Annotated in this window: 15 protein-coding genes and 3 pseudogenes; 14 read left to right on the top strand and 4 right to left on the bottom strand. The window is 72.2% G+C overall.

Annotated features, from left to right (window positions below; translation table 11 throughout):
• The first annotated feature begins 32 nt into the window (after window positions 1-32).
• From ACFZCF_RS17325 to ACFZCF_RS17315, 3 genes and pseudogenes are all read left to right on the top strand, one after another.
• Window positions 33-989, top strand: a complete 957-nt coding sequence (locus tag ACFZCF_RS17325) for a helix-turn-helix domain-containing protein (RefSeq protein ID WP_391287133.1) — start codon at window positions 33-35, stop codon at window positions 987-989.
• A 652-nt stretch (window positions 990-1,641) separates the two neighbouring features.
• Window positions 1,642-2,508, top strand: a complete 867-nt coding sequence (locus tag ACFZCF_RS17320; RefSeq protein WP_391287132.1) for a hypothetical protein — start codon at window positions 1,642-1,644, stop codon at window positions 2,506-2,508.
• A gap of 178 nt (window positions 2,509-2,686) precedes the next feature.
• Window positions 2,687-2,904, top strand: a pseudogene (locus tag ACFZCF_RS17315) (transposase); the annotation flags it as partial.
• 82 nt (window positions 2,905-2,986) lie between these two features.
• Here ACFZCF_RS17315 and ACFZCF_RS17310 read toward each other — a convergent pair.
• On the bottom strand, window positions 2,987-3,313 hold the full coding sequence (locus ACFZCF_RS17310) for a hypothetical protein (RefSeq protein WP_388443746.1): 327 nt from the start codon (window positions 3,311-3,313) through the stop codon (window positions 2,987-2,989).
• Window positions 3,314-3,501: 188 nt separating this feature from the next.
• Between ACFZCF_RS17310 and ACFZCF_RS17305 the strand changes: the two are divergent.
• Window positions 3,502-3,591, top strand: a pseudogene (locus tag ACFZCF_RS17305) (IS5/IS1182 family transposase); the annotation flags it as partial.
• A gap of 109 nt (window positions 3,592-3,700) precedes the next feature.
• Here the strand turns inward: ACFZCF_RS17305 and ACFZCF_RS17300 are convergent.
• Window positions 3,701-4,124 (bottom strand): annotated as a pseudogene (locus ACFZCF_RS17300) (winged helix-turn-helix transcriptional regulator).
• 85 nt (window positions 4,125-4,209) lie between these two features.
• Here ACFZCF_RS17300 and ACFZCF_RS17295 point away from each other — a divergent pair.
• The 3 genes from ACFZCF_RS17295 (at window position 4,210) to ACFZCF_RS17285 (ending at window position 6,567) form a co-directional block, all read left to right on the top strand.
• Window positions 4,210-5,028 carry an NAD(P)H-binding protein gene (locus ACFZCF_RS17295; protein ID WP_391287131.1) on the top strand — a complete coding sequence of 273 codons (819 nt, stop codon included), beginning with the start codon at window positions 4,210-4,212 and terminating at the stop codon, window positions 5,026-5,028.
• Between the two features lie 827 nt (window positions 5,029-5,855).
• The gene (locus ACFZCF_RS17290) at window positions 5,856-6,092 is read left to right on the top strand and encodes a DUF5133 domain-containing protein (protein WP_391287130.1); all 237 of its coding nucleotides are present in this window, start codon (window positions 5,856-5,858) and stop codon (window positions 6,090-6,092) included.
• 16 nt (window positions 6,093-6,108) lie between these two features.
• Window positions 6,109-6,567 carry a DUF6098 family protein gene (locus ACFZCF_RS17285; protein WP_391287599.1) on the top strand — a complete coding sequence of 153 codons (459 nt, stop codon included), beginning with the start codon at window positions 6,109-6,111 and terminating at the stop codon, window positions 6,565-6,567.
• A gap of 262 nt (window positions 6,568-6,829) precedes the next feature.
• Here ACFZCF_RS17285 and ACFZCF_RS17280 read toward each other — a convergent pair whose 3' ends face one another.
• On the bottom strand, window positions 6,830-7,855 hold the full coding sequence (locus ACFZCF_RS17280; protein WP_391287129.1) for a hypothetical protein: 1,026 nt from the start codon (window positions 7,853-7,855) through the stop codon (window positions 6,830-6,832).
• 833 nt (window positions 7,856-8,688) lie between these two features.
• Between ACFZCF_RS17280 and ACFZCF_RS17275 the strand changes: the two genes are divergently transcribed.
• The 4 genes from ACFZCF_RS17275 to ACFZCF_RS17260 all read left to right on the top strand — a co-directional run bounded on the left by ACFZCF_RS17275 (window position 8,689) and on the right by ACFZCF_RS17260 (window position 13,849).
• Window positions 8,689-9,888, top strand: a complete 1,200-nt coding sequence (locus tag ACFZCF_RS17275) for a cytochrome P450 (protein WP_391287128.1) — start codon at window positions 8,689-8,691, stop codon at window positions 9,886-9,888.
• A gap of 80 nt (window positions 9,889-9,968) precedes the next feature.
• Window positions 9,969-10,184: a ferredoxin gene (locus ACFZCF_RS17270; protein WP_391287127.1), complete on the top strand. Its 216-nt coding sequence runs from the start codon at window positions 9,969-9,971 to the stop codon at window positions 10,182-10,184.
• A 447-nt stretch (window positions 10,185-10,631) separates the two neighbouring features.
• Window positions 10,632-11,426 (top strand): ATP-binding cassette domain-containing protein, encoded by a 795-nt coding sequence (locus tag ACFZCF_RS17265; protein WP_391287126.1) that lies wholly within the window; start codon window positions 10,632-10,634, stop codon window positions 11,424-11,426.
• Window positions 11,426-13,849 carry an FtsX-like permease family protein gene (locus ACFZCF_RS17260; protein WP_391287125.1) on the top strand — a complete coding sequence of 808 codons (2,424 nt, stop codon included), beginning with the start codon at window positions 11,426-11,428 and terminating at the stop codon, window positions 13,847-13,849. Before ACFZCF_RS17265 ends, ACFZCF_RS17260 begins: the two co-directional genes overlap by 1 nt.
• A 347-nt stretch (window positions 13,850-14,196) precedes the next feature.
• Here the strand turns inward: ACFZCF_RS17260 and ACFZCF_RS17255 are convergent, their stop codons facing one another.
• Window positions 14,197-15,618, bottom strand: a complete 1,422-nt coding sequence (locus ACFZCF_RS17255) for an amidase (RefSeq protein ID WP_391287124.1) — start codon at window positions 15,616-15,618, stop codon at window positions 14,197-14,199.
• An 87-nt stretch (window positions 15,619-15,705) separates the two neighbouring features.
• Here ACFZCF_RS17255 and ACFZCF_RS17250 point away from each other — a divergent pair, with 87 nt between their 5' ends.
• The 3 genes from ACFZCF_RS17250 (at window position 15,706) to ACFZCF_RS17240 (ending at window position 18,119) form a co-directional block, all read left to right on the top strand.
• Window positions 15,706-16,341, top strand: a complete 636-nt coding sequence (locus tag ACFZCF_RS17250; RefSeq protein ID WP_391287123.1) for a TetR family transcriptional regulator C-terminal domain-containing protein — start codon at window positions 15,706-15,708, stop codon at window positions 16,339-16,341.
• A gap of 397 nt (window positions 16,342-16,738) precedes the next feature.
• Window positions 16,739-17,626 carry an SDR family NAD(P)-dependent oxidoreductase gene (locus ACFZCF_RS17245; RefSeq protein WP_391287122.1) on the top strand — a complete coding sequence of 296 codons (888 nt, stop codon included), beginning with the start codon at window positions 16,739-16,741 and terminating at the stop codon, window positions 17,624-17,626.
• A gap of 19 nt (window positions 17,627-17,645) precedes the next feature.
• Window positions 17,646-18,119 carry a MerR family transcriptional regulator gene (locus tag ACFZCF_RS17240; RefSeq protein WP_388443716.1) on the top strand — a complete coding sequence of 158 codons (474 nt, stop codon included), beginning with the start codon at window positions 17,646-17,648 and terminating at the stop codon, window positions 18,117-18,119.
• Window positions 18,120-18,277: the final 158 nt, after the last annotated feature.

Here is an 18,277-nt window from a genome sequence, read left to right as displayed (position 1 = left end):
GGGGGCGGCGAACGGCGTGGCAGACTGCCCGCATGCCCGCCTTCACCTCCGTTGCCGCCTATGCGCCCGCCGGTGTCGGCCTGCTCGCTGTAGGGGTCGTCACGGAGGTTTTCGGCCCGCACGGCGAGGGGGTGCCGGGCTTGGAACTCGCCCTGTGCGCGGATCGGCCGGGCCCCGTACGCACGGACGGCGGTATACCGCTCTCCGTCGCCCACGGACTCGACCGGCTGGCCTCCGCGGACCTGGTGATCGCCCTACCGGGAGCGGACTTCCGGACCCCACCCGAACCCGCCGTGCTCTCCGCCTTCCGGGACGCCCACGCGCGCGGCGCGCTGGTCGCGGCGCACTGCGTCGGCGCGTTCACGCTCGCCGCCGCCGGGCTGCTGGACGGGCGCCGCGCCACCACCCACTGGCGGTTCGCGGAACTGCTGGCCCGCCGCCACCCGGAGGTCACGGTCGACGCCACGGCCCTGTACGTGGACGAGGGCGCGATCGCCACCGGCGCGGGAGCGGCGGCCGGCTTCGACCTCTGCCTGCACCTCCTGCGCCGGGAGCACGGAGCCGCCCTCGCCAACGCGGTCGCCCGCGACGTCGTGCTGCCCTCGCACCGCGACGGGGGCCAGGCCCAGTACCTCGCCGCGCCGGCCCCCGAGACGGGCCGGGACGAGCACCTCTCCGAGGTGCTCGCCTGGGCCCGCGCCCACCTCCACGAGCCGCTCACCGTCACGGAGCTGGCCCGCCGCGCCGTCATGAGCCGGCGCACCTTCGCGCGCCGCTTCACGGCGGCCACCGGGACCACCCCGCACGCCTGGCTGCGCGAACTGCGGCTGAGCGGCGCTGAGGAACTCCTGGAGACGACGGACCTGTCCGTGGAGAAGATCGCCCGGCGCGTCGGCTACGGCAGCGCGGCGGTGCTGCGGGAGCAGTTCGTGCGACGCCGGGGGGTGCCGCCCCGGACCTACCGGCGGACGTTCACGTCGACGCCGTGACGGGTGGGGGAGAGGCGAGGAAGCGGAGAGGGGCGACCGGATACGACCGATGGGCCGGTCAAGGTGACACCCTCCCCACCTGGGGGGCGCACAGACTCCGGACTATCCGACGGGTCCAGGGAAAGGCAAGGGGAAAAACGGAACCCCCCCTTTCTGCGGATCCACTCCAGAGCGGGTCACTGAGCGCAGCCCACTGATCGAAGCCACCGGATGGGCCGCGGCTTCCCACGAGTGGCCGCCACCGAGGTGGGCTTCACCCGGCGGGCAGCGACGGCCGCCACTCAGGTACCGGCCCGTCATGCCCCCCAGCCGGTAAGCCACGTAGCCGGCCCCGCAGGCGGGCCACTCTTCGGGCACGTCGCCGATGTGGCCGACCGGGGACACCGCGCCGAACTCGTCGATCAGCTTCGCCACCTGCCACCTGCCACCGTCGCCGTCGCCGTGGAACTCCTCCGGCCCGGCCTGCCTCTCATGCGTGCCCCTGCTCCTTCCGGACCAACTCGATGTAGGCGGCGGTCCGCGCGGGCGTCGGCGCGTCGGCTTGGTGCCCTCGGGTGACATCGGGACCGGGGCCGGTGGAGGACGATCGGGACCGGTCATCCTCGAGGTGGGGACCGGCACCGGGCCGGTCAGAACCACCCGGAGAAGTACGGTGCCGATCCGCCCCGCGACCACCCTGAAGGCACTGGCCGGAACGGTGGCGCTGCCGCTCCTCACGTGGGTCGCCCCGGCCTGGGGAGGGCCACCGGCCGCGGCGCCGGCTGCGACGGCCGGAGAGCCGGCCACGCTCTGCGCGCCCGCCGGGACGCTGCACGGCGCGGACGGCGCGTACGCCCAGGTCGGCGTGTGCGCGGACAGCGGTGGCCTTCGGCTCACCCTCTCGGCCGCGGCCTCCTGCGGACGCGCCGGCTCGCCCATCACATACGGCTGCCGCACCACCGGCACCTGGACGGCCCGTCACGCCGGGACCACGCTGGCCGGCACCCTGCCCGGCCCGGCCGAGTACCCCGGCCCCGGCACCTACGACGTCACCGCCGCCCTCCGCGTCCGATCCGAGCCCGCGGGCATCGACCTCCAAGGCACCGTCCGCGCCTCCCTCGAGCTGACCGCTCCCAGGGCGAAGCCCACGCACACCGTCACCGTGAACCGCACGACCCTGCACCGGGGCACCACCACCACGCTCACGTACACCGTCCGCCGGGACAGCGAGGACGGAGACGGCAGCGCGCGGTTCGGCCTGATCGGCGAAGAAGACACGGGCGTACGGATCTCCACCGCCGACACGCGCTGCGTCAATCCGCTGGTCGGCCGATACCCGGCGACGTCCCGCCTTCCGCACGCCCTGGACTGCGCCCTCACCACTCTCCAGCCCGGCCGCCCCGCGAGAGTGACGGTCCAGGTCTCTGTGGGCCCCACTTGCTCCACAGTCGTGTCGAAGCTCGGCTACTGGATGTCGAACGGTCAGGCCCTGTACACCGGCAGCATGCAGCCAGGACCGACACTGACGTGCGCTGAGTAGCCATTGTCGTACCGATCACAGGGGCGGGCGATCGAACGGGGGTTGCGTTGCGTCACCCACCGGCCTCTGCCGCCCCGGCCGCCGCACGGCATCCCGCGGCGCCGTGGAGCGGAGTAGGTGAGCCTGTCGGCCGTCCTTGGTGCGTGCCCTGTGCTGCGCGGTGCCGGGATGGATGTCCAGGCGCCTGCTGTGGAAACGCAGCATCAAGCCGATGATCACCCGACCCGGCGTCGCTCACGGGTCAGGACTGGGCAGGTGCGCTGGGTCGTCGAGCGCACCTTCGCCTGGCTGCACCAGTTCAAACGGCTCCGCACCCGCTACGAGCGACGCGTCGATCTCCACCAGGGCCTTCTCGAACTTGCCTGCAGCCTCACATGCCTGCGCCGCCTCCGAACTCATTCTGAAAGATCAGTAAGGGGTGACACGCCGGGTCGGTGGCAGGGTAGCGAAGGCGGTCTCCTGCCCTTACGAGCCGGCCTCAGGCGAGGTCGAAGGTGACGTTCCCGAAGCCATCCCAGTCCGGCGCCTCCGTGAGCGTGAGGGTTCCATCCCCTGCCTCGACGACTCGCACTATGATCCCTCCGCGGTCCTCGCCGGGAAACGCAATGGAGAAGTGGGGATCCATCTCCATGAGAAAGTCCCAGCCCTCGCGCTGGATCGTGTCAAGGGCGTTGACATGCCGCCCGGTTGCCCGCCACTGGCCGACCGCGTCGACAGCGACGGTGATGTCGATGTCGTACATCTCAAGGCAAGTCGACTGGTTGGCCCACCATTCAAGGCGGCCCTGACCCACGAAGCGATCCATGAGCACACTATGCGACTGCGCAGGCCGACCGGGCGAGCCGCACGGCTGCTGGCCGTCATGGGGAGGGCTCCGATACAGAACTACATGGGGCAGACCGGACAGCCCTCGCCTCATCCGACAGCGCCCCGTATGCCTTCGCCGCCTCGCGGCCTCATTCTGAAACCATTCGGTTAAACGCTGAGGCGTAGAAGCGGCGAAACTCGATCGAACGATGCCTCAACCGGCTGAAGCAGTGGCGCGACCTGGCCAAGCGAACGGACAAGCCGGCCACCGACTACCGGCAGGAATGGCCCCCGCTTCCCTCCACGGAGACGGCCTTGGGTGCCGCGACCCATGACGCCCATGACGCCCTCGACGCCGACGGTCATCGGATCTCGTTGCCGACGGTCATCGAATCTCGTTGTCGGGATGCTGTGCGTCGTATGCCCGCCGGGCATGGGCGATGGTGTCTCGGTGCTCCAGTGACCAGTCGGCCAGTGCCTTGACGAGGTGGGTCAGGCTTGCGCCGGTCTCGGTGAGTCGGTAGTCGACCTGGGCGGGCACGGTCGGGTAGACGGTCCGGAGCACCAGCCCGTCGCGTTCCAGCCGTCGGACGGTCAGGGTCAGCATGCGCTGGGAGATTCCATCGATGGCGCGCTGAAGTTGCCGGAAGCGCCGCGCCCCGTTCGCGAGCTCGACGATCACGAGGACCGACCACTTGTCGCCCACGCGGTCGAGCACGTCGCGGATCCCGCAGTCGGGGTGGTCCGACTGTCCGCACGGTTCCAGCTCCGCGGGGGGTGGCGGTTACACCGGTGTGCCTCACTGACATGAATCTGCCTCCTTGTGGGCCGACCGTGGCCGGTTCAGGATCACCCTGGTTACGGAAAAGAACCAGGGTAGGAGATCGAACCCACATGATCATGGTGACCGGCGCGAACGGACAGCTCGCCTCCCTCACGCTCCAGGAGCTGGCCGACCGGAAGGTGCCCGCCCTGGGCGGCAGCCGCACGCCCTCCGACGGGCAGCGGCACCTGGACTTCGACGACCCGACCAGCCTGGACCTCACCGGAGTGTCGACGCTGGTCCTGGTCTCGGCCGGATACGCCGAGGACGACCAGGTCATCACTCGTCACCGGGCCCTTCTGGACGCTGCGGTCCGCGACGGCGTCACGCACGTCATCTACACCAGCCTGACCGGCGCCGGAGATCACCTCGGGTTCGCGCTCGCCCACCGCGCCACCGAGGACCTGGTCAAGGCCAGCGGCCTCGCATGGACGATCTTGCGCAACGGCCTCTACGCCGAGCTCTTCGGAGCGTTGCTCACGTGGACACCCGACGGCCTGGAGTCGGCGTTCGGCGACGGCGCCCTCTCCGCGGTGGCCCGGGCGGATCTGGCCGCAGCCGCGGCGATCGTCGCCGGCCGCCCGGCCGCACACGCCACCAAGACCTACGACCTGGTCGGCGCCCCCATCAACGCCGGCGACATAGCCCGCCGACTCGATGTCGCCCACCGGACGATCGGGCTCGGTGAGTACCGCGCTCGTCTCCTCGCGGACGATGCGCTGCTGCCGTTCCAGCCGCCGATGCTCGCCTCGATAGCCACCAGCATCCGCCATGGGTTCCTCAGTGGCTCCAGCCCCGACCTCGTGCGACTGCTCGACCGACCGCTCACCGACGCGCTGGCCGTCGCGGCGGACACCGCGGCCGCGCTGCGTCCCAGCGGCGCACGCTGACGCGGATGCATCGTCGCCGGGCGCCACTGTCCCTCGACGGGGGTGCTCCTGCGTCCCCCCCCCGAAGTCGACCGATGTCGCCGACACCGCAGCGGAAGCCGAGGGCCTGGAGGTGTGACGTCTCGAACCCCTCGCGCCGCAAGAGCAAGCCGCACGTGTGGCCCGCCAGGTGAAGGTTGCCCTCATGCGCGAACAGGCCACCCGTGCCGAGGCCGCCGCCTGGAGGCCGACACGCCGCCCACCTCACGTCCGCACCCGCCTGATGGGCCCCCGCCTGGCCCCCTGATACCGCGAGCACAGCACTCCTGCCCCTTGCCCTGACATGCGCCCACCCACGAATACGCCGCCAGAGGCCGTACGGCCTCGATCTCGTGGTCGTACGACACTCCCGCCCACGCCCCAGCGGCGACGCCGAATGGCCGAACACCGCCTGACAACCTTCAGCCTCACCCCTCGGCGGCCCGGGACGAGAGTGGGGGCGTCGCCACCTCTGGCGTCCGGGTCCTGGTCCGCGGCCGAGAGGCGGCCACCGGTACGGACCACAGCACCACGAGATCGTGCCCGCTGCCAACCGCCGCATGACCTGTCGGTCGCCAGGCACGGGCACAGGCGGTACGGCCTGCCGGACAGCGCAGCCCATGCGCGTCCCGGCCGGGAGACCCACAATCGGTGTCAGCCCCGTCCACCGGCCGGAAGCCGATCGCTCCACCCGTGCCCCGAGCCGACCGTTCCACTTGTGCCCCGACGTACGTGGTTACCTCCGCGAAGCCTGGGGCAGACGAGCGGCAGTGGACACGTTTTCCCTGTTCAGAGCAAGGAGACAGCTGATGCTGATGGCACACCCCACCGTGCTGAAGAGCCTCATCGAGCAGTACGAGACCCTGCTCCTTCACTCCGAAGAGGGATCGGCCGAAGTGCGTCGGCGGGTGGAAGACGTCATCTACACCCTGTGTGTCTCCACCGGTACCCGCGATATCGACACCGCACTGGCCACCGCGCGCCGTCAGCTGTCCGGCACGGGTTGCGAAGCCGGGGCTGAAGACAGTTTCGCGCTTGCCCACTGAACCCGCGCAGGCATCGATGAGCACGTCTCCTATGCCGTCCCTCAGCACGCTGGACGACGTGGCACGGCTGGTGGCCGACCGCCACGACATCTACGTGCGCTGGTCACGCGGGCCCGACCCGGATCTTCGGAGCGCCTCCAGCGCCGACGATCTGACGGGCGTCCGCCTGCCGGGCCTGTCGGCCAGCGCACTGGGCATCGAGGACTGGTGGGAAGAACGGCCGGCCCGCCTGTGGGTGGCCCGGCGTCTGTACGACTACTGCCACCTTCCCCGGCTGAAGGACCCGCTCACCAGACCCTGGTTGTTGCGCGGCAGGGAAGTGGCCCGGGGGCCGGACAACGAGCCCCTGGTCTCGGATGTGGAGCCGCTCGCCTGGGTCGACGACGACGTCATCACCGAGGCCGTCGACCTTGTCGAGCAGCAACCGGGACGCTGGGGATCACTGGATCGCCACGGGACGCACCGGCAGCGGTGAAGCCGGCGTCCCGCCCTCCGGGCCGACACACACCGAAAGGTGTCCGGGAACCGGCGATGCCCCCGCTTCTCGCCTTCACGGGCGGCGTCGAGGCCACGGCAACCGACGGCCCCCGTCCAACCGGGGGCGACACGCCACGGTCGCGTCAGAGCGGCCTGCTGCCTTCTCGTATGTCGGCAGCAGGTAGGCACCCGGACCCCGAGGCCATCCGGCATCATGGCGTGCCCGCGCCGTGGTGTCCCGGCTGGACGCTGCGGACGGGCTACGTCATCAACTCGACGTGCGGATGCTGGGGCTCCGCCGGGCAGACGAACAGGTGTTGCCGGTAGCCGCTGCCTATCTGGACACCGGTCGCGTTGTAACCGCGGTGGCCGGGGTACGGTCCAGCACCTGGGTGGGGGTTCGGAGACCAGCTGTTCCCGCTGTCGTCCCCTTCCTCGAACGTGGCGACGGTCATCAGGACCTCCATGATGGTGCCGCACTCGGAGCAGGGCTGCGGGCTGGGGTCGGTGGAGTTCCAAGCCGGCCAGCCGCCGACCTTCCAGCCGGGTGCGTTGGAGAGCACGCAGTCGTAGTACGTCTCCGGGTCCATGTCCTCCTCCGCTGCCTGCGGCACCCTCCATTGCGCGAGCTGGTCCCGCAGTTCATCGCTCAGCTCCAGATGGTCGGGGTACTCGGTGATCTGCTCCGGTTCGAGCACGCACGGTTCCGGCAGATAGCCGTCGAACTGCACGGCGGGCGGCTCGGGGGGCGTGGCGAGGACGTCGGTGACGGCGGCCGCCGAACGCCAGAAGAGCAGGGTCCTGGGCATGATCGGATGATCGAAGGGGCACCACAGGACCTGCAGCAGGTCCTTGCCCTCCGGTGGGCTCAGATCCGGCACATCCCGTACGTACAGCTGCGCGACGGGCAGCATCGCGATGGGGCCGTCGTACGCTTGGACCTCCGGCCTCACCGGATACGTCCGAGGGGGCCGGATCCGGTCGAGGGTCTCCCGTTCCTCCGGAGTCGGGTCCCGGTCGTGCGAGGCGGCGAGGATCCGTCGTTCCAGCCGCAGATCCGCCGGGGACTGGGCTCGGCCGACGCCGTCCATCAGGTGCGGTTCCTCGCAGTGCGGCCAGGCCTCCTCGGAGGGCCACAGAAGCGGCCCGCCGATCGAGCTGTCGTGCCATGTCGGCGTTCCAGGGCGCGGGTGCAGGCGGGTCGCCGTGCGGGCCAGCGGGGCCAGTTGGGGGAAGGCCGCGACAACGTCGACCGGCCGTGGCGGAGTGACAGGAGCGAAGCTCATGGCCACAATCCTGCCGATCGCCTGTGACAGCGCCCCCTCCCGGCCGCGCCACGCCGAGTTCCGGGTACGGGCGCCAGCCGCGAGAGGCGCTACCGCCGAGCCGTCGCCGGCAGACGACCCGCGAGCAGGTCCACGATCACCACCGGGTGACCGTACGGCACGGTCCGGGCCCCGCCCTACTCGTCACCGCCTGCCCCGCCTGTAACCGGCCCTCCTCGCCGCCCCCGCCACCGTCCGGTCGCGGTCGTCATGTTTGGTCCGCAGGGCGCGGGTAAGCGGTGTGGTGGAGCGCCTGGATAACGCCCCCGGCCGGTCGTACGCGCACGTCCCCCGACGCGTGCGGCCGGCCTCCTCGTGCGCCCGGTGCCCGTCGCCACGCGCCTCCACGGCGGCCGCGGCGGTCCCGGTCGGGTCGTCCGGGGAATCCTGCGGTGCGGCGGCGGAGATTCGAAACGCCGGTTGGCGAAGCGTGGTTCTCCAACTCGGGGGCTGTCGTACGGCTCGTATGTGCGGGGCTGGGATCAGGACATCGGATCCGTCATGGATAGCGCCGTACTCCGCCCTGGGTCCGAAGCAGTTCGGAGGCCGATCACCATGCTGCGACGCGGGGGATCGCCCCTTGCCAGCAGGGCTGTCCGTGGAGTCACCCGCTGGAAGACCGGGCGCTGCCGGCCGTCGCCCACGCCCCCGGATCCTGTCGCCCGCCCGCCGGACCGGTGCTACCCATTTCGGCGGTTTGGCCGAACTCTGCGTAGACCGGATGGATGCCTGAGGCATGTAGTGGGTGTGGCGCCAATACCGGAGCCAACGATCTGCCGTCTGCGAGGTTCCCGATGACGACAACGGAAGAAGCCGTCTCCTTTCCCCAGAGCCGATCCTGCCCCTACCACCCCCCGGTCGCCTACGACCCCTTGCGCCAGGACCGCCCCCTGTCCCGGGTCACCCTGTGGGACGGCCGGGAAGTGTGGTTCGTCACCGGACACAGCACCGCGCGGGCCCTGTTGGCCGATCAGCGCCTGTCCACCGATTCCACGCACCCGGACTTCCCGATCCCCACGGAACGAGCCCAGGCCCTTCGCAGCCGCCGACGCGCCGCGCTCCTCGGGTGGGACGACCCCGAGCACAACGTCCAGCGCAGGATGCTGATCCCGAGCTTCTCGCTCAAGCGCACGGAAGGCATGCGTCCCCGGATCCAGGCGACCGTGGACAGGCTGCTCGACGCCATGGAGGCGGCGGGTCCGCCGGCCGAGCTGGTGAGCGCGTTCGCGCTGCCGGTGCCCTCCATCGTCATCTGTGACCTGCTGGGTGTGCCGTACGAGGACCACGACTTCTTCGAGGAACAGTCCCGACGGCTGCTCCGCGGCCCGACGGGCGAGGACATCGAGGACGCGCTGGCCCGGCTGGAGGGCTACCTCGGCGACCTCATCGACGGCAAGCGCGCCAAGCCGGGCGAGGGCGTCCTCGACGACCTGGTCGCACGGCAGGCACGCGAAGGCGCCCCCGACCGCGAGGAGCTGGTGCAGCTGGCGACCATCCTCCTTGTCGCGGGGCACGAGACCACCGCCAACATGATCTCCCTGGGGACGTACACGCTGCTGCGTCACCCCGAGAGGATGGAGCAGCTCCGAGCGGATCCGAGCCTGCTGCCGACGGCCGTGGAGGAGCTCCTGCGGTTCCTGTCGATCGCGGACGGCATGCTGCGCGTGGCCCGTGAGGACCTGGAGATCGACGGGACGGTCATCCGCGCCGGTGAGGGCGTGGTGTTCTCCACCTCCCTCATCAACCGTGACGACGCGGTCTATGCCGCCCCGGACGAATTGGACTGGGGGCGCACGGCGAGGCACCACGTCGCCTTCGGCTTCGGCATCCACCAGTGCCTCGGCCAGAACCTGGCACGCGCGGAACTGGAGATCGCCCTCGGCACGCTGCTACGGCGCCTGCCGGGCCTACGACTGGCGGCGCCCGCCGAGGAGATCCCCTTCAAGCCGGGCGACACGATCCAGGGAATGCTGGAACTCCCTGTCACCTGGTGAGCGCCCCCGCCAGGCCGGCATCCGGCTCCACGAGATCCGCCAGGCGGGCATCCGGCTCCACGAGAAAGGAAACCCCACCGGTGCTCATCTCCATCGACCCGGACATCTGCATCGGGGCGGGCCAGTGCGCCCTGGTCGCTCCCGATGTCTTCACCCAGGACGACGACGGCTTCGGCACCGTCCTCCCCGGCCGCGAGGACGGAGCGGGCCGGACCCTGGTCCGCGAGGCGGCCCGTGCCTGCCCCGTCCGGGCGATCACCCTGCGGGAGACGCAGCCGCAGGCGCCGGACCGGTGAGGGAGCAGGAAGGCGTGCCGTCGCCCACCCGGGCGGCGCCAGGCGCGCGGGATGCCCCGGTCACCCCTTAGCCAGGTCCCCTGGTACGCGGGGCGGAGAACCGGGGGAGCGGTTCGGCGGGGGCGTCCGCCGGGAACGGGGCCGCCTTCGCGTAACGCCTGACGTCGCTCCGCGTCCGGGGGGAGAGAGACCGATTCCGCCGTCTCTGCCGTCTCCACCGCGACAGCCGGCCTTTGCCTCCCAGGGGGTCCGATCGCGGCACGCATCGACCGACACGGCGACCGCCGTGCCGGACATCGACGGCCCAGCAGGATCCGCGCAAACGGCCTGGACCTGACGGCGAGGGTAGGGACAACCCCACCCATGATCCACCTGCCCCCGTCATGGCCCCTGACCTGCCCCGATCCGTACGTTCGACAGGACGAACCCGAACGTACGGAGGAACCCATGGCACGGGAAGCCGCCCCCTCGACGGCAGCCGTCGAACTCGCCGGAGTACGGCGCCGGTACGGCAAGGGAGACCGCGCCGTGCACGCCCTGCGCGGCATCGACCTGAGCCTCCCGCACGGCAGCTTCACCGCCGTCATGGGACCGTCCGGATCCGGCAAGTCGACCTTCCTGCAGTGCGCCGCCGGACTCGACCGCCCCACCTCCGGTTCGGTCCGGCTCGGCGGCACCGAGATCACCCGCCTCGGTGAGAACAAGCTCACCGAGCTGCGCCGCAGCCGCCTCGGCTTCGTCTTCCAGGCCTTCAACCTGCTGCCCTCGCTCACCGTCGAGCAGAACGTGCTGCTCCCGCTGCGGCTCGCCGGCCGCCGCCCCGACCGGCACCGCGCCGCGGAGGTCCTCGGGCAGGTCGGCCTCGCCGACAAGGGCGACCGGCGGCCCTCCGAGCTCTCCGGCGGCCAGCAGCAGCGCGTCGCCATCGCCCGCGCCCTCGTCACCCGGCCGGACGTGATCTTCGGCGACGAACCCACCGGCGCCCTCGACACCACCACCGCCGCCGAGATCCTCACCCTGCTCCGCGACGCCGTGGACCGGCTCGGCGCCACCGTCGTCATGGTCACCCACGACCCGGTCGCCGCCGCCTACGCCGACCACGTCCTCTTCCTCGCGGACGGCGCCCTCGCCGACCGCCTTCCCCGGTCCACCCCGGCCCGCATCGCCGCCCTGATGGCGGACCTCACCTCCACGGCGACGACCACGGCCGCGACCTCCGCCCGGCTCGGGGCGGTCGCCTGATGCCGCTCCGACCCAACGGCCTCGCCCGCGCCGCCGTCCGTTTCAAGCCCTCCTCCTTCGTCGGCACCTTCGTCGCGCTGCTGCTCGCCGCCGCCGTCGTCTCCGCGTGCGGACTGCTGCTCCAGACCGGCCTCACCGCGTCCGTGCCGCCCGGCCGGTACGCCGGTGCGCCCGTCGTCGCCGCGGCCGACCAGCAGGTGCACGCCACCGTCGGGCGAGGCCCCGAACGCGAGACCTTCTCCGCCGCCCTGCCCGACCGCGCCCGCCTCGACGCCTCCCTCGTCCGCGCCGCCGCCCGCGCCCCGGGCGCCGCCCGTGCCGTCGGCGACGTCAGCTACCCCGTACGCGACGCTGCCGGCACCCCGCTCACCGCCTCCGGCTGGGGCTCCACCGCCTTCACCGGCACCCGCCTCGCCTCCGGCACCGCCCCGGGGCCCGACGGAGTCGTGCTCGGCGGCGGCCACGCGCGCGTGGGGGAGCGCGTCACCCTCGACACCCCGCTCGGCCGGCGGACCTTCACCGTCTCCGGAACCGCCGGCACGCCCGGCGTCTGGTTCACCGACGCCCAGGCCCTCGCCCTCTCCGGCCACCCCCGCACCGTCGACGCCATCGCCGTCCTGCCCGCTCCCGGCACCGACCCCGGCACGCTCGCAGCCGAGGTCGACCGCGCGCTGCACGGCACGGCCCAGGTGCACACCGGCGACGACCGCAGCCTCGCCGAGGGCGCCGCGCTCCCGGCCACCAAGGAAATCCTGGTCGCGCTCGGCGGCTCCTTCGGCGGCATCGCCACCCTGGTCGCCGTGTTCACCGCGGCCGGTACCGTCGCCCTCTCCGTGGGCCAGCGTTCCCGCGAGTTCGCCCTGCTGCGGGCCATCGGCGCCACCCCGCGCCAGCTGCGCCGCTCCATCGCGACCGAGGCCCTGCTGCTCGCCCCGCTCGCCGGTGCCCTCGGCTGCCTGCCCGGACTCGCCCTCGCGAGCTGGTGGTTCGGACAGCTCCAGGCCAAGGGCGCGGTTCCTCAGGGTGTAAGGCTCGACACCGGCCCCCTGCCGTACGTCGCCGCCGTCCTCGTCGCCGTCCTGACGGCCCTGGGCGCCGGGCTCGCCGCCGCCCGCCGCCCCTCCCGCGTCGCCCCGGGCAGTGCTCTCGCCGAGGCGCAGACCGAACGGCGCGCGATCGGCCGGGTCCGCACCGTCCTCGGCGCGGCCGCCGCCGGGGGCGGTGCGACGCTCGCCGGGGTCGCTGCCGCCGGTTCCGGCGAGGACGCCGCCAACGCCGCCCTCGGCGTCGTCATGCTCTTCATGCTGGCCGTGGCGCTCCTGGGCCCGCTGGTCGCCCGGCTCAGCGCCACCGTCCTCGGCCTGCCGCTCCACGCCGCCGGGGCCCCGGGGCACCTCGCCGCCGCCAACTCCCGTGCCAACGCCCGGCGACTCGCCTCCGCGCTCACGCCCATCGTGCTCGCGACGTCCTTCGCCTCCACCCTCGTCCTGCTGCACGCCAGCACCGACCGCGCCACCGAGTACCAGCAGCGGGCCGGCGTAGTCGCCGATCACGTCGTGACCGCCCCGGCCGGGCTGCCCGTCGACGCCGCCGCCCGTGCCGCCCGCCTCCCGGGCGTCACCGCCGCCGTGGCCGTCCAGCACACCGGCGTCCTGCTTCCCGACCGCGACACGGGCTTCCGGAGCGCCACCGCCCTGGCAGTCTCCGCCGACCCCCGCCCCGTACTCGACCTCGACGTGCGCACCGGCTCCCTCGCCGACCTGCGCCCCGGCACGATCGCCGTCGACGCCAACCTCGCCGACGCCGCGGGTGTCCGCCCCGGAGACCGCCTCCACCTGCGGCTGCCCGACGGCCGCACCGCCTCGCCCCGCGTCGTGGCCACCTACGGGCGCGGCCTCGGCCTCGCCGAGGTCACCCTGCCCGCCGCCGATCTGGCCGGCCACCGCAGCGACCCGTACGCCGACGAACTGCTGGTCCGCGGCGGCACGCCGGACCGCCTCGCCGCGCTCGGAATGGTCACCGACGCCGCGGGCCGGGCCGCCGCCCAGAGCCGTGACCGCGAGGTCAACGCCTGGGCCAACACCACCATGGCCGCCGTTCTGGGAGGCTTCGCGGCCGTCGCCGCCGCCAACACCCTGGTGATGACCGTCCTCGCCCGCCGCCACGAGCTGCGCACCCTCCGGCTCGTCGGCACGACCCGCCGCCAGGTCCTGCGCATGCTCCACTGGGAGAGCCTGGTGGTAGGCGTCGCCGGCACCGTCCTGGGCGGAACGATCGCCCTGACCACTCTCGTGCCCATGACCCACGGCCTCACCGGCGAGGGCCCCTATCTGCCCCCGCTCCTCACCGGCTCCTTCGCAGCCGCCGCGCTGCTCCTCGCCCTGCTCTCGACCTCCCTCCCGGCCCGCGCGGTACTGCGATGAACCAGCCCGCCGAGCCCGACACCCGCACCCCGCCGAACCCGGCGGGCCGCGCCGGGAACCCCTGCCTCCCCGACGTCCGGCTGCGGAAACGTCAAGACTGCCCCCCCCACACACACACGGGACGGCCCCCAGCCGCGCCCAGCTCAGTCCGGCCGGAGGAAGTGGAACCGAGCCCGACTCTTGCGAGTGAGGCCAAGGGGGCGGGCGAAGGCGGCGAGCGCGCCCACGGCCGCACGGACATGGGCCGGGCCGCGACGCCATCGTTCTCCCGCCCACCACCAGGACAACTCCCCGTCCGCTTCCCTCGGTTGCACGCCCAGGCGCCCGGCCCATTCCGAGACGGTCTGTCAGAGGCGCGGGTCGATCGGCGAGAGGGTGCCGAGGCGGGCCTCGATCTCCCGGCCTGCGGCCAGGCACAGGTCTTCGCGGAAAGCGCGTCCGATGACCTGCACACCGGACGGCAGCCCGTCGTCGACTCCGGTCGGGACGGCGACGGCGGGCACGCCCACGAAGCTGGTCACGGAGCACAGGCGCATGGCTCCGGCGACTCGCTCCCGTCCCGCTCCGTCGTGCGACTCCAGCCCGGGCTCGACGGGCGGCTCGGTGAACACGGGTCCGAGCACCAGCGGGTACTCGTCGAGGAACTCGGCCCAGGAGCGGCGGATGCCCAGCCAGGTCCCCGTCAGTTCGATGAGTTCTGCGGCGCTCACGGGCGGAGTCCTCTCCATGGCCATCTGGATGTAGCGGTCTCCGCCGTCTCCGAGAAGCTGCCGGACCGCAGGCCAGACCGGCGCGAATTCCGTCACGGTGATCCGGCCGTACGCCTCCAGGGCCTCGTCCAGCCGAGGGACGTCCGCCACCTCTCGTACGTCGTACCCGGCGTCCCGCAAAGCGGCGGCTGCGGCGGTGACAGCCGCGCGGACGGTGGGGTGAACGCCGTGGCCGCCGGGGTCGGCGACGACCGCGACCTTGAGGGGACCCGGCAGCGGTTCGCCGTAGAGGGGCACCGGAACGGCGCGCGGGTCCCGGGGGTCGGTGCCGGCCAGCGTCTCGTACGCCAGCCGCAGGTCGTCGACCGAGCGGGCCAGTGGACCGTCGGTGACCAGGAGCTGTGAGGCCAGTCCCGGGTCGGCCGGGCCGAGGACGCGGTGGTCGGCGGGGAACCGCCCGGTGGTCGGCTTCAGCCCCGCCACGCCGCAGAACGAGGCCGGGATCCGTACCGATCCGCCGGAATCGTTGCCGAGGCCGAGCGCGGCCATGCCCGTCGCGACGGCCACCCCGTCACCGCCGCTGGTGCCGCCCGGAGTCCGGCTCCTGTCCCAGGGGTTGAGGGTGTCACCGAACAACTCGCTGCGGGTGTGCATCCCCGCCAGGACCAGGGTGGGCATGTTGCTGTGGCCGATCGGTATGGCTCCGGCCGCGCGGAGCCGGGCCACCGGGGGCGCGTCGGCCGGAGCCACCAAGTTCCGGAAGCGCGTCGCTCCGAGCGTGGTCGGCACGCCCTCGATGGCGGTGGTCTCCTTCACCGTGAACGGCACACCGGCCAGCGGCCCGAGATCTTCGCCGGAGGCCCGCCGCCGGTCCGTGCGCGCTGCGGCCTCGCGGGCCTGCTCGGCCAGCAGCTGCGTGACCGCGTTCATCTGCGGATTGACCTCGGCGATGCGCTCCAAGTGACTGTCGATCAGTTCGACTGCCGACGTCTTCCCGCTGCGGACCGCCTCCGCCTGAGCTGTGGCCGTCCATGCCCACAGGGTGTCCTGCCTGCTCACCGTGGTTCCCCTCCATGCCGAAGTGCCGATGCCGCAACCATAGCCCGGAAGCGATACAGTCGTATCGAAATAAGGAGCTGACCGAGCATGCCCAAGCAGGTGGACTACGAAAGCCGACGCCGCCGGATCGCGGAGGCCGTCTGTGTCCTCGCCGAGGAACAGGGGCCGGAGGGAGTGAGCATGCGCGATGTCGCCGCCCGCGCGCAGGTCTCCCTGGGCGCCGTCCAGCGCTGTTTCCGCAGCAAGGAGGAGATGCTCCTCTTCGCTGTCGACCACATCGGCGACCGCGTCACCGAACGGCTGAGAACCCGCCTGGCCGCAAGCCCGGACCAGTCCGCCGTCACCGTTCTGAGCCACGCCGCCGACGAGATCGCCCTGCTCCGCGAAGAGCACCGCGCGGAAGCACGGATCTGGCTCGCGTTCGTCGCCCGGGCCGCTGTCAGCGAGACCCTCGCCGGCCCGTTGAGAAGCAGCTACACGGCTCTTCACACCCTCCTCGTCCGCCTCGTCACGGAGGTCGCCGCGAGCGGGTCGGCCGACGAAGGCGTGACGCGGCCCGACCCGCAGCACGAGGCTCGCGCCCTGCTCGCCCTCGCCGACGGCCTCACCACCCATGTGCTGATGGGCCACTTGACCTCGAAGGAAGCCGAGGAGGTGCTGCAGACGCACTTGGTCGGCCTCTGCGAACGCCTCCGCACCGAGCACCCCCGAGAAGCCCGGTGACGCTCACGGCATCAGCTCGCCCATGGCGCGCCTGCCCGCAAACGAACGACCTGGGCCGATGATCTTCCACCGGCACCAGGCGAGCCGCTTGTCGGTGTCGAGCCGCGGGGGAACTCCCGCTCCTGACGGCGCCACGTCGCGCCCGACAGCGGCGTCACACCCGTGCCGGGACGTACGGAGACTCGTCAAGGTCATCGCTCCGGAGCCGCAGCGCAAGCGCTGCACCTCGCCACCGTTCCGCCGGGAGTCGCAGAGCCGGGCGTACCGGCGCGTCCCCCGGGTGCGGCGCCTCACGGCCGCGAGGGACGCGCACTGGGCAAGCGGCCGGACCACTCTCCGCCGGCCGAGCCTGAGCGGGCTTGCCTTCAAGCGCACTTGAACCCCTAGCGTCGGGGTCGTGACAAAGACGAACGTGACAAAGACGAACGAGACGAAGACGTGGATCATCACAGGTGCGAGTTCGGGCCTCGGCCTGGCGCTGGCCGAGGCGGCGCTCGCGGCCGGCGAGCAGGTGGTCGGGACCGCGCGGCGGGCCGACCGGTTCGACGGGCTCAAGGCGCGGTACGGGGACCGGCTTCTCGCCATCGAGCACGACGTGCGTGACACGGCGGGAGCGGACGCGGTCGTGCAGCAGGCGCTGGAGGTGTTCGGGCGGGTCGACGTACTCGTCAACAATGCCGGTGCCGGCCAGGTCGGCACCGCCGAAGAGATCACGGATGCCGATCTGCGGGCCATGCTCGAGCAGCACCTGTTCGGCCCGGCCGCCTATGTGCGCGCCGTGCTGCCCCATCTGCGGGAGCGCCGCTCGGGCGCGATCGTGCAGATGAGCAGCCAGGGAGGGCGGATGTCGTTCCCTGCCGTCGGCAGCTACTCGGCCGGAAAGTTCGCGCTCGAGGGATGGTCGGAGGCCCTCGCGGGTGAGGTCGCGCCGTTCGGCATCCGGGTCCTGATCGCCGAGCCCAGTCGCTTCCGGACCGCGTTCAACGCCCCCGACGTGCTCAACACGGCGCGACAGAGCTCCATTTACGAGGACTCCGTCAGTGCCGTACGGGCGAACATGGCCGAGGCCGACGGTATTCAGGAGGGCGACCCGGCACGTGCCGCCCGGGTGATCCGCGACATGCTCGACGCCCCCGACGCGCCTCTCCGCCTCCCCCTCGGTGCCGAGGCGGTTCGCAACCTCACCCGCGTCTACCGGAGGGGGCTGGACGACGTCGAGAAGTGGGCGTCGGTGAGCGAGTCGGCGGACTTCCCAGGGCTGCCGCCCGCTGTGCGCGCGTTCTGATCGCCGTAGGCTGCGGGCCATGGCCACTGAAGCGCTGATCGAACGCATCCTCGCTGCCGGCGACGGGCCGTCCTCATCGGCGGTCGATGCTCTGCACGAGCTCCTCGACGACGCCACGATCGAGGAGTCGGCGATGCCCAGGAGTGTCGCCGAGGCCGCCCGGCTGGTCGGCCTGTCGACGCACACCCTCCGGTACTACGAGCAGGAGGGGCTCGTGCGGCCCGCTCGCAACGCATCCGGGTACCGGGAATACTCCGCGCTCGACCTGCGCCGTCTCGTCTTCCTCACCCGGATGCGCCTGTCCGGCATGACGATGACCGACCTCAAGCGCTACATCCTGCTCGTCGAGGACGGCCCCCACACCATCCCGGAACGCCGCCGCATCATGCTCGACCAGCAAGACCGCATCAAACGGCAGATCCGTGAACTCGCCCTGGCCCTGGAGATCACCGAGTACAAGATCCGCGTCTACGACGGGCACCCGGAAGACTGAAGGCCGCCCTTCGGTCCACGGCCTGATGCGAGGCCGAGGGAGCGGATGCCTGTGGCCCTGGCGCCCTCTCCGGAGAGTGATGCGCGGCGGTGTTCGCGGGGACGGATCACGAACCGGACCGGCCAGGCACGGCGTCCGCCGCCAACGGGCCGAATGCC

Origin of the sequence: Streptomyces sp. NPDC007945, assembly GCF_042958885.1 — a bacterium.
In the GTDB taxonomy this organism is placed as follows: domain Bacteria; phylum Actinomycetota; class Actinomycetes; order Streptomycetales; family Streptomycetaceae; genus Streptomyces.
Note: the sequence above shows the minus strand (reverse complement) of the source record. Positions and strands in the feature narration are given on the sequence as shown.

Bases quoted from the DNA above. Each gene is read 5' to 3' on its own strand.
- ACFZCF_RS17275 (WP_391287128.1), top strand. From the start codon at position 8,689: ATGACGACAACGGAAGAAGCCGTCTCCTTTCCCCAGAGCCGATCCTGC.
- ACFZCF_RS17285 (WP_391287599.1), top strand. From the start codon at position 6,109: ATGAGCACGTCTCCTATGCCGTCCCTCAGCACGCTGGACGACGTGGCA.
- ACFZCF_RS17310 (WP_388443746.1), bottom strand. From the start codon at position 3,313: ATGGATCGCTTCGTGGGTCAGGGCCGCCTTGAATGGTGGGCCAACCAG.
- ACFZCF_RS17250 (WP_391287123.1), top strand. From the start codon at position 15,706: ATGCCCAAGCAGGTGGACTACGAAAGCCGACGCCGCCGGATCGCGGAG.
- ACFZCF_RS17325 (WP_391287133.1), top strand. From the start codon at position 33: ATGCCCGCCTTCACCTCCGTTGCCGCCTATGCGCCCGCCGGTGTCGGC.
- ACFZCF_RS17290 (WP_391287130.1), top strand. From the start codon at position 5,856: ATGCTGATGGCACACCCCACCGTGCTGAAGAGCCTCATCGAGCAGTAC.
- ACFZCF_RS17240 (WP_388443716.1), top strand. From the start codon at position 17,646: ATGGCCACTGAAGCGCTGATCGAACGCATCCTCGCTGCCGGCGACGGG.
- ACFZCF_RS17295 (WP_391287131.1), top strand. From the start codon at position 4,210: ATGATCATGGTGACCGGCGCGAACGGACAGCTCGCCTCCCTCACGCTC.
- ACFZCF_RS17265 (WP_391287126.1), top strand. From the start codon at position 10,632: ATGGCACGGGAAGCCGCCCCCTCGACGGCAGCCGTCGAACTCGCCGGA.
- ACFZCF_RS17280 (WP_391287129.1), bottom strand. From the start codon at position 7,855: ATGAGCTTCGCTCCTGTCACTCCGCCACGGCCGGTCGACGTTGTCGCG.
- ACFZCF_RS17260 (WP_391287125.1), top strand. From the start codon at position 11,426: ATGCCGCTCCGACCCAACGGCCTCGCCCGCGCCGCCGTCCGTTTCAAG.